The organism is Bradyrhizobium sp. (assembly GCF_049519115.1).
In the GTDB taxonomy this organism is placed as follows: Bacteria; Pseudomonadota; Alphaproteobacteria; order Rhizobiales; family Xanthobacteraceae; genus Bradyrhizobium.
Genome location: NZ_JBEKRB010000113.1, coordinates 1 through 8,295 on the forward strand (window position 1 = coordinate 1; position 8,295 = coordinate 8,295).

Below are 8,295 nucleotides of genomic sequence, written 5' to 3' on the forward strand. Positions count from 1 at the left end.
TCTGGGCGATGCCGCGGGCATCATTGCGATCCGTCTTGTTAATCTGCGCCTTCAAAACCGCTCGCATGTGTCGCGTTTCAACACAGATCACTGGCAAGTCTGCTTCAGCGAGCGCGCTGTAAAGCCATTGTGACAATGGCCCAGCTTCCAACCCAATTCGTTTGAAGTGGTAGGCGAGGTTCTTCAACACCGCCAGCAACGCTTCAGGCTCGCTCGCCACCTTCGCTTCCCGAACGATCTTGCCTGTGTCATCCACAATGCAGATGCTCGTCTCCTTGACCGATACGTCCAATCCAGCAAAATGGTCCATGCTGCGCTTCTCCTTCTGATGCTTGAGGCCATGACCACGGACCTCGTTTCACCATCAGCCTGAAGCGCAGCACCCAAAATCTTCAGCTATCCACAGCTGGCCGGCCGATTACCCCATCTTTTGAGACCGGGAGCGGACGTTAGCGTTGGTAAGTTTAGTACTATATGCGCGGCGGCGGATCCTCTCACGGATTGCGTTGAATTGAGGACTTTAGTTTTAGTAAGTCGATGAAAACGTCGGCTTGGCGCCGCAACTCGTCAGAAATCATCGACAGAGGTGAGACCACAGTAACGTGGACACCGCGCCGCTGCACCGTTTCCACAAGGGGCCGGAAGTCACCGTCGGCGGAAAACAACACGATGTGGTCGACATGGTTCGACAATTCCAATGCATCGACAGCGATCTCGACACTCATACTACGCTTTATCTTTCGCCGGCCCTCGCCATCGTCGAACTCCTTTGCTGGTTTTGAAACGACCGTATAGCCGTTGTAGTCAAGCCAGTCGATTAAGGGCCTGATCGACGAGTACTCCCGATCCTCGATCATCACCGTGTAGTAATACGCGCGCACCAAGTTGCCGTGTCTCTCGTACTCTTTCAAGAGGCGCTTGAAGTCGATCTCGAAACCTAGTGTCTTCGACGCTGCATGTAGACTGGCTCCATCAATAAACAATGCGAGTTTGTCGACCGAAGACGGCATTCACTACTCCTGAAAAACTGCTCCGAAAATTCGGCAGTGCGCCGCTCAGCCTATTGATTAAGGGCTCAAACGGCGGGCACAGTGTTTTAGGAGTTAAATAATTGCCAGACCGTCAATGACAGCCGCCAAATACTGGCATTAAACCTCGGCCCATGATGTGCTACAAAGAAGCCGTCAAAATGCCACCGATGCCGCTTGTGGGACGCACCGTGACGTCTGACCGGTTTCAGATGTTTGAAGTGAGTGTACGAAAACGCCGCAGGCTGTGGCTGTGGTCCGTTTCCACGGTCGAAGGTGAGGCCATCGTGAAGGGGGTCGCAAGCACTCGGCCAGCTGCCAAATATAGTGCTGGCCGAGCGCTTTTCATGCTGCTGCTTTCCGCGTCCTGGAAGCTACGACAGCGCAAGCCGTCCAGAGGTGCTCTGTAGAGACATCACTTTGCTTTCAGCCTCCGTTGTGGTGACGCTCGACGTCATCGATACGCTCTCCTGGAAGTCTAGAAGTAACCTCTCGGCCCGCAGCGATGATCGAGTGTCTCAACGCCGTCACAGTGGCCTATAAAATAAGCGGTGCAGGCCAAAGAAGCCATTTTACGCAGGGACGAAACATTCTTGAAACAGGAACGCGTTAAGCAAACCAACGTCCAGCGTACCCGTATTAAGGACGATGTTATGTTTCATTTCGTCATTGCAGTTATTGCATTGTCCAGCGCCAGTATATTCTTGGCGCACGCGGTCGAGGTGTACCTGGTCGGAGGTAAGCTGCAGCTGCCATTCGTTTCGGGTAAGCTCGAGGCTTAACTTATGGTTTAGCGCCTCTAAATAAAAATCAGGAACGCTCCCATCGGCTTGCTCCGTCGGCCCCGTCCCGGCCCGGCGGCCGCACCTTCCCCTAAAACCAGGCCGGCCGTGTTCAGTGGCTCGGCCCTTACATGGTCACCGCGGGGCTGTGCCCGGCGCAGCGATCCCGGCAATGCCGGTGTCGGGTCGACTGTCTCGCTTCCTCCCAAACTGGCTTGGCGCTTTACGGCGTCAGGCTTTTTCAGGCGCCCGCCAAGGCTCCTGCGCGCGGTGCAAAGACTGCGGTGGCAAATGACGGGTAACCGACGTCAGCCGATAACCGACACCCGCGTTCGCCACCGGCGAAGCCCAGCACAATGATCGCGAAAAGGGTGGTTTCGGTGATATTCATAGACCAGGCAGTTGGCAGCAACGTGGGTAGAAACCGAAATGATACACTCTCGCTGCTCGACACTCATTGCGGCCGCGGCTTACGCCGTGCTGACATGTAGCCTCTCTGCCCAGGAACGTGCGGTGAGGATCGTTGCGCTCGGGGATTCTCTCACTGCAGGCTACGGTGTGCCAGCCATAGATGCCTTTCCTGCCAAGCTTGAGCGTGCCTTGATAACAAGGGGCCAGTCAGCAACGGTTGCCAACGCCGGCGTGTCTGGTGACACGGCGTCAATGGGCCTCGCCAGGTTGGCCCGATCGACCGCCGGCAATCCCGATGCGGTGATTGTGGAACTCGGTGCGAATGACATGCTGAGAGGATTGGAGCCGGCTGTTACCCGTGCGGCACTCGCAGCAATTCTAGATAACCTCAGGGCTCGTCGGATCCCCGTGCTTCTTTGCGGGGTGCGGACCCAACCAAGCCTTGGAACGGAATATAGAAACGCTTTTGCCGCGATGTTCTCCGAGCTTGCCAGAGATTACAATGTGCTGTTTTACCCGACCTTCGACGATGCATTCGTGGACAATGCCGAGCTCAAGCTGGCGGACGGCTTGCACCCAACGGCGGACGGAATCGAAGCCGTCGTTGCGCGTATGTTGCCCCAGGTAGAGGCCCTGATCGATCGCGCGCGTTTTAGAGACCGATGATTGGTGCTCTTTGAGCGCATTGAGCTGGCGCACCGCGATCGCATCCTGCCTATGCTTGCCTTCCTCAGAAGAACACCTTCGGCTGATTCGGGAAGACAGCGGAGCCGCCCGCGCAGGCCTAGCGTTCAGTGGTCCGGTCAGACTTGCTGAGCGTCGCTAGGTTTTGGCTCTTCTATCCTTAGCTGATCGCCTATCTACTTGGGATCGGCGTTCACCGATTACTCGCTTTTCTTCGTCAGAGCGCGTGTCTGTTCCAGACCGTCGCTCTTTTTTCGTTCGCCTATCTGCACCCGACCGCTTCTTAATCTCGCCCATCGTGTGTCTCCGCTGGTTGCCGAGAATCGTGGCGTCTACACGCTATCGCGGGTTGCGGGCGCACGACAAGCTTCCCCAGGGGAATTGTAAATCGGCAAATCAGGTCGTCTGTGGTCGGAACGCAAGGGCAGCGCGCAATGCTGCAATGAGAGCCGCTGGTGCAGCCCAAGCGTGGGGTCCGAAAGGCCCCACGCTTTCATCTTACCAGATGCGATGGCACCAGCCGTCGTGCATAGGCCGGTAGTTGCTATTCGCGCATGCAAGCGTGCCGTCAGCCATTCTCAGAGACGGATAAGGCCTGCCATAGCCTGCGGGCTGGTTGCGCGTGTAAAGCCAACCGGTATCCACCGGCGCCACGTCTGCCCTCGCGATGGCACCCGTTCCGAAAGAATAGTAGTTACCGGTTGGCCCAAAATATTGTTGGGCCGACGCCGTGCTGATTTGGCCGAAGCTCGCTGCAATGCAGAGTCCGGCGGCAACTATAAGCTTTATCATGCTTCCCCACGAAGGACTATGCCCGATCTTATCCAGTTAGACGGGGCAAAACCAGCGCATGCCAAAAGATTGAAGCGGTAACTCGCGATTAACTCACGGAGCCCATGATCGCGATCTGGCCATTTGGCCGGTCACACTACTCAAAGAGCCGCCGCTGACCTCAACCACAGCGGCGGCTCTTCTATTTGGGCGGTGATAAAACAGCCATTTTAACGCCGAATTACGCTGCTCACCGCATTCGCTACAACCTGGGTGTAGCGGGCATCGTTGTATTCGGTGTCGACAGCATAGAGGATGGCCGCAGCAATGATTGCGGCCGCGAAGGCTTTCATTGGCGGCCTCCCGCTCGAATCAGAACGTATCTGCAATTCTGACGTGAACATCGCGGCTGAAATGTGGGCGGGCGGGGCCTAGGTGCGAGCCTTTTTCAAGTGAGTTAGATACGCCTCGAGCGCATGCGCAAAGAGAATGCGGATCAGCAGTTGCAAGTTCGGTTTATAGGATCGCCGACAATGGCAGAAGATTTCAGTTGCGCCGCCGCCCTTGCCTCTACGAAAGGCATGTCACAATGGCCAAAATCAACTCGGTGCCAAAATCATCAGAGGCGAATGAAGCAAGCATGCCGGCTCCCACAGCGAGACCAATCAACTTGAGAGTAATCATTTTCCAATCTCCTGTTGATGCGTGGTCAAACTATGAGACGGGTCCTTTTCCGGACGATTTCGCAGAACCGGGAAAATGGTTTCGAGGAAGTGTTGGGATCTGGCATGCCAAGCGAGGGTGCAGTGCACGCACTTCTAGCGGTCCGAAAGGACGGTTGACGGCTCTGAACGGCACGCTGCAGATTCAATGAGTTGCTCGCTCGCGTTTCTGACGCTGATTTGCGCAGACCGAGCCTGCGAGAACACGGCGGCAGGCTTCGGTCCCGCGCTCGAAACCTGAGGGGTGAGGCGGTTCGCGGTCGGATGCACTCTCTAGCGGCGTTCCCCTAGGCTGATGATCGTTGCGATCAGGATCAGCGCGAGAGTTACAATCATCCAGTTCTGGAACGGGATGCCCAGGAACGTGATTTGCTCGGTTAGCCAATCGTGCAAGCAATCCCCGAACCGCTTTAAAAATATTTTAGGGATTTGGCCTGACGTGGTCCTTACGGCTTGGAAAATTGTAGGCGGTCTTCGTTTTGGGACTAGCGAGTGCGATGCTGAAATCGCCAGGAGAGCCTTCGGCGTTTTCAATCCGCTTCTTGATGGATCGCGACTACCTTTGCCGCGATAGCACGATCACACTTAGGGTTGGCTGTTAGCAGTAGCTCAGTCGTAACAACTCGCGTGAGATAGCTCATGCGATCGCAATTGCATCAGCTCCCTCCTTAAGCATTTCGAACACCCGAAGGGCGTAACCGTCGCAATGGTTTTCAGCCCCATCGCAATCAGATAAACCGATCGGATCCCACTCATGTAGCAAGAGGCGCTCTATCGCTTCTAGCTCGGACCGCATCCATGCTCGCAGTTATCGGAGGTCATAGCAGGCGAATTGCTGCCTGCATGACTTCGACGCCGCAACGTAATTTGTCGAGCAGCGACGGATCGTTTGTGACTTCCGCTACGAACACCAACTCGGCATCCCCCAAGGGGGAATATGATCGCTCGGTGGAACTGGTTTAGTCGCCGAGGCCCCTGAAATCCGGTACTGGCCCTTCCCATCGGGAATTTTATTTAGTGGTCCCTTTTGATTTTGCGGGTGGCTCCTGTTAGGCTGCGCAGGATATTTCAGAGATTTATAGTCAGGCCATGTTTCCCGTACTGCTGATGCTGTTAAGCATCTTCGCAGCAGGTTTTGGAGCTGGATACGGCGTGAGAGAATTGATCTCGCGACGCCGACGAAGGTTGAGCCGCTTCATAACCTAGCAAACAAAGAGCGCCTTATTTGGCGGTTACTGGCACTTTTTGGCATGAATCTTGAGTGTTAGCTCACGCCGGAAACCCTTGTCGCACGACCGCCTGCCACATGGATAAGACCCATATTTTCGGCAACCGTGGCTAGTAGTTGCAGCGTTGTACAGGTTTAAATGAATACTCATCAGAGACATTTGTCAGTCGTAATAGAACAGAGAACCAATCTCATTTCTCAAATGCGCGAATTGGGACGGCTCCGCGACTTGGTCCGTAAGGCCCAACTATCGGCCCAAAGAGTACGTCGGAAGCCCGGCAAGAAAAGAGCGCGTATCTAGAGCAAGAGAGGCCGCCTCAGTGGGCGGCCTCTTCCATATTTAGGGCGCGGGGCTTCGGTCCAGCTTCGGCTGTGTGAACCAGTTCACATGCGCTCGGCGTGGCGCCTGCTAGCCTGTTAGCGCTGAGGATTTCAGGGGCTCAGTTTACAGGCGCCGTCAGGACACGATATTTCGAGCCTGGCGGCGTAGTTTTTAGCTCCCAGCCACCGGACCGCTTTGGCCTCTTCACAAGGCCGTGGCCGTCATCGAAACGTTGAACCGATTCGCCGTTTTGGAAGCCTGACAACATGCTTGGTTCGACCGAAGGAGCGTGGCCATGAGCACCCCGATGGAAGTTGTGCCTGCGGAGTCGGCGGTCAGCAGGGGCAAATTATTGGAGCAGCTTTTCAAGATCGGCTTTTTTACCGCGATTACCGTCGTGACGATTGGCTGGATGTCAGCCTTCGGCTGGGCCATCATCCGGGTAGCAAGTTGGCTGTTGGCTTAGTTCAGATATCCGACCAACTGAGTGATCTCTGCTATCCCGCAAACGATCATGATCCAGAGTGCAACGTTTACTTCCAACGCGATCCCCATCGCGCATCTCCGCATTTCTGGATTGGCCCCACGCTCAGAATGAACAGTTCCAGCAGCTGATTTGGGCCGATTGAAGATTGTGCACTGCACACTCGCATCCTGCGAGCCCTGGCGCCTCGGTTCCCCATGGAACTACTGGACCCGTCCGACCGTTAAATGGCCATGACGGTCCTGCTAACGATATTGGGCATCTGGTTCGCGCTAAATTTGGCGATACCTGCCTTCATCATCTATCGGCGCTCTCCCGGCCTGAGGCGTCGCCTGTTCCGGCTTACCGCGGGTGTGTTCGCCTTCTCCCATGAAGGTCACCCGCGATAGCGTGTGGGCGCCGCGATTCTCAGCAACCAGCGGAGACATCCGATGGGCGACAACGCGATCCGACTCGGATTGGGTTGTGCTCATGACTCCATCAATTCCCGCATCTCCGAATAGACGTTGATAACGCGCTGAAGATTGCCGCTTGTGGTGCCGACAGGAACATCAGCCGGCGGCGTGATGGCTCATCGCGATAAACGAGCTCTTAACCTAAGTTGGCTTATCTAGAAGCGGGCATCGGGGGTGTGTATGCTGGCTTGCGGGCCAGCCTCAGCATAGGCATGCCACAATGGCCTTTGACCCCGAAGAGTTAGTCACCCTGACTGATCATGGCACGATGAAGCTGCGCTCGGCGATCTCCCGAGCGATAACCATGCCACTCAAAGAGCGCAAGCGAGCGACCATCGTTCGCGAAGGCGATCCGGCGATCCTGAATTTTGAGCAGATTAAGGGCCTCGCAGCGCAGTGGCACGAACGACTCGTGCCCATCGACTAGGTTCGCCGCCAGCAGTTTCGGATCGGGCCGCGCCCCCCAAGTCGGCCCGAGGCACGGCCCCGTCACCCCCCACTGATCTCACAATGGCGGGGCCGTGCTATTGCGCCAGTGCCGACAAAACCTACGCGATCCGGGCCTCACTTTTGGCAGGACCGCCCTTCCGTGATGCTGTATAATTTGAGCATCAACGGCCAAGGTGCGATCCATGACCGATGAACAGCTCGCAGCTATGCACATGCTACTTGCCGAGTACCATCGAAAGCTCGCCAAGGAAGCGGTCCTCGACGTCGTGCAACAATATCACGGTGACCTTGGGCAACGCCTCGCAGATGAGGCCGCGCTGATACCAAGGCGAACGGCGATAGTGGAGCGGCTCCATGAGCGCGAACAGCAAATCGTTGAAAATGGCAGTGAGAACGGAAAGACCACGTGAGGAACCCCGCCGCCTGGTCGAGATCGGGCTGAAGACGAATGGGAAATGAAAGCCTTTCTCCGCGAGGTGCTTTTCATATGCTGTATGGTGATAGCTGTGGTGTCTGAGATCGCAGCAGCTACGATTGCGGTGGCAATCGCTACAAACATGCTTCCAGATCCCGAGAATTGGATGGCTGTGATGTTCTTTGCGGCAGTTGGCAGCGCAGCTTGGATAGCTGGTCGCGCGGCAACGTAGGCATATGAAGCCATCCTCGGGCATATTTTGCGCAAGACGACTCGATCAAACGTGACGCAATCGCCGTTCGTCAGCTTCACGCAGAAGGTGCCAATGTTCGCCGAGTCCGACCCAACTTTGCGCCGGCCGGAATGGGAGCCCAGGCAAGGAATGTCTCGGCAAGGGACGTGTTGCCGCTGACTGGCACTTATGTATGGACCGGCTGCTTTTCGCAAGAGAGATTGTGCGTGGGTTGCGGAAGTCGCTGATATGTATCCGGCCTGTTTGATCGGCTCGCGGGCCGTGGCCTTGATGGGAATACGCACGCATCT

6 protein-coding genes and 1 pseudogene are annotated in these 8,295 nt (G+C 56.1%); 4 read left to right on the forward strand and 3 right to left on the reverse strand.

Annotated features, from left to right (window positions below; genetic code table 11):
- The coding region (locus tag ABSE61_RS35030; protein ID WP_423875747.1) for an IS110 family transposase at positions 1 to 310 on the reverse strand (310 nt) is incomplete at its 3' end.
- A 187-nt stretch (positions 311 to 497) separates the two neighbouring features.
- A pseudogene (locus ABSE61_RS35035) lies at positions 498 to 1,010 on the reverse strand (LabA-like NYN domain-containing protein); the annotation flags it as partial.
- A gap of 1,313 nt (positions 1,011 to 2,323) precedes the next feature.
- Between ABSE61_RS35035 and ABSE61_RS35040 the strand changes: the two are divergent.
- Complete coding sequence (locus tag ABSE61_RS35040; RefSeq protein ID WP_423875748.1) at positions 2,324 to 2,887, forward strand: arylesterase; 564 nt, start codon at positions 2,324 to 2,326, stop codon at positions 2,885 to 2,887.
- A gap of 1,019 nt (positions 2,888 to 3,906) precedes the next feature.
- Here the strand turns inward: ABSE61_RS35040 and ABSE61_RS35045 are convergent.
- On the reverse strand, positions 3,907 to 4,029 hold the full coding sequence (locus tag ABSE61_RS35045; RefSeq protein ID WP_423875749.1) for a hypothetical protein: 123 nt from the start codon (positions 4,027 to 4,029) through the stop codon (positions 3,907 to 3,909).
- Between the two features lie 2,214 nt (positions 4,030 to 6,243).
- Between ABSE61_RS35045 and ABSE61_RS35050 the strand changes: the two genes are divergently transcribed.
- The 3 genes from ABSE61_RS35050 (at position 6,244) to ABSE61_RS35060 (ending at position 7,747) form a co-directional block, all read left to right on the forward strand.
- The gene (locus tag ABSE61_RS35050; protein ID WP_423875750.1) at positions 6,244 to 6,414 is read left to right on the forward strand and encodes a hypothetical protein; all 171 of its coding nucleotides are present in this window, start codon (positions 6,244 to 6,246) and stop codon (positions 6,412 to 6,414) included.
- A 693-nt stretch (positions 6,415 to 7,107) separates the two neighbouring features.
- Positions 7,108 to 7,314 carry a hypothetical protein gene (locus ABSE61_RS35055; protein ID WP_423875751.1) on the forward strand — a complete coding sequence of 69 codons (207 nt, stop codon included), beginning with the start codon at positions 7,108 to 7,110 and terminating at the stop codon, positions 7,312 to 7,314.
- A gap of 205 nt (positions 7,315 to 7,519) precedes the next feature.
- Complete coding sequence (locus tag ABSE61_RS35060; protein ID WP_423875752.1) at positions 7,520 to 7,747, forward strand: hypothetical protein; 228 nt, start codon at positions 7,520 to 7,522, stop codon at positions 7,745 to 7,747.
- Positions 7,748 to 8,295: the final 548 nt, after the last annotated feature.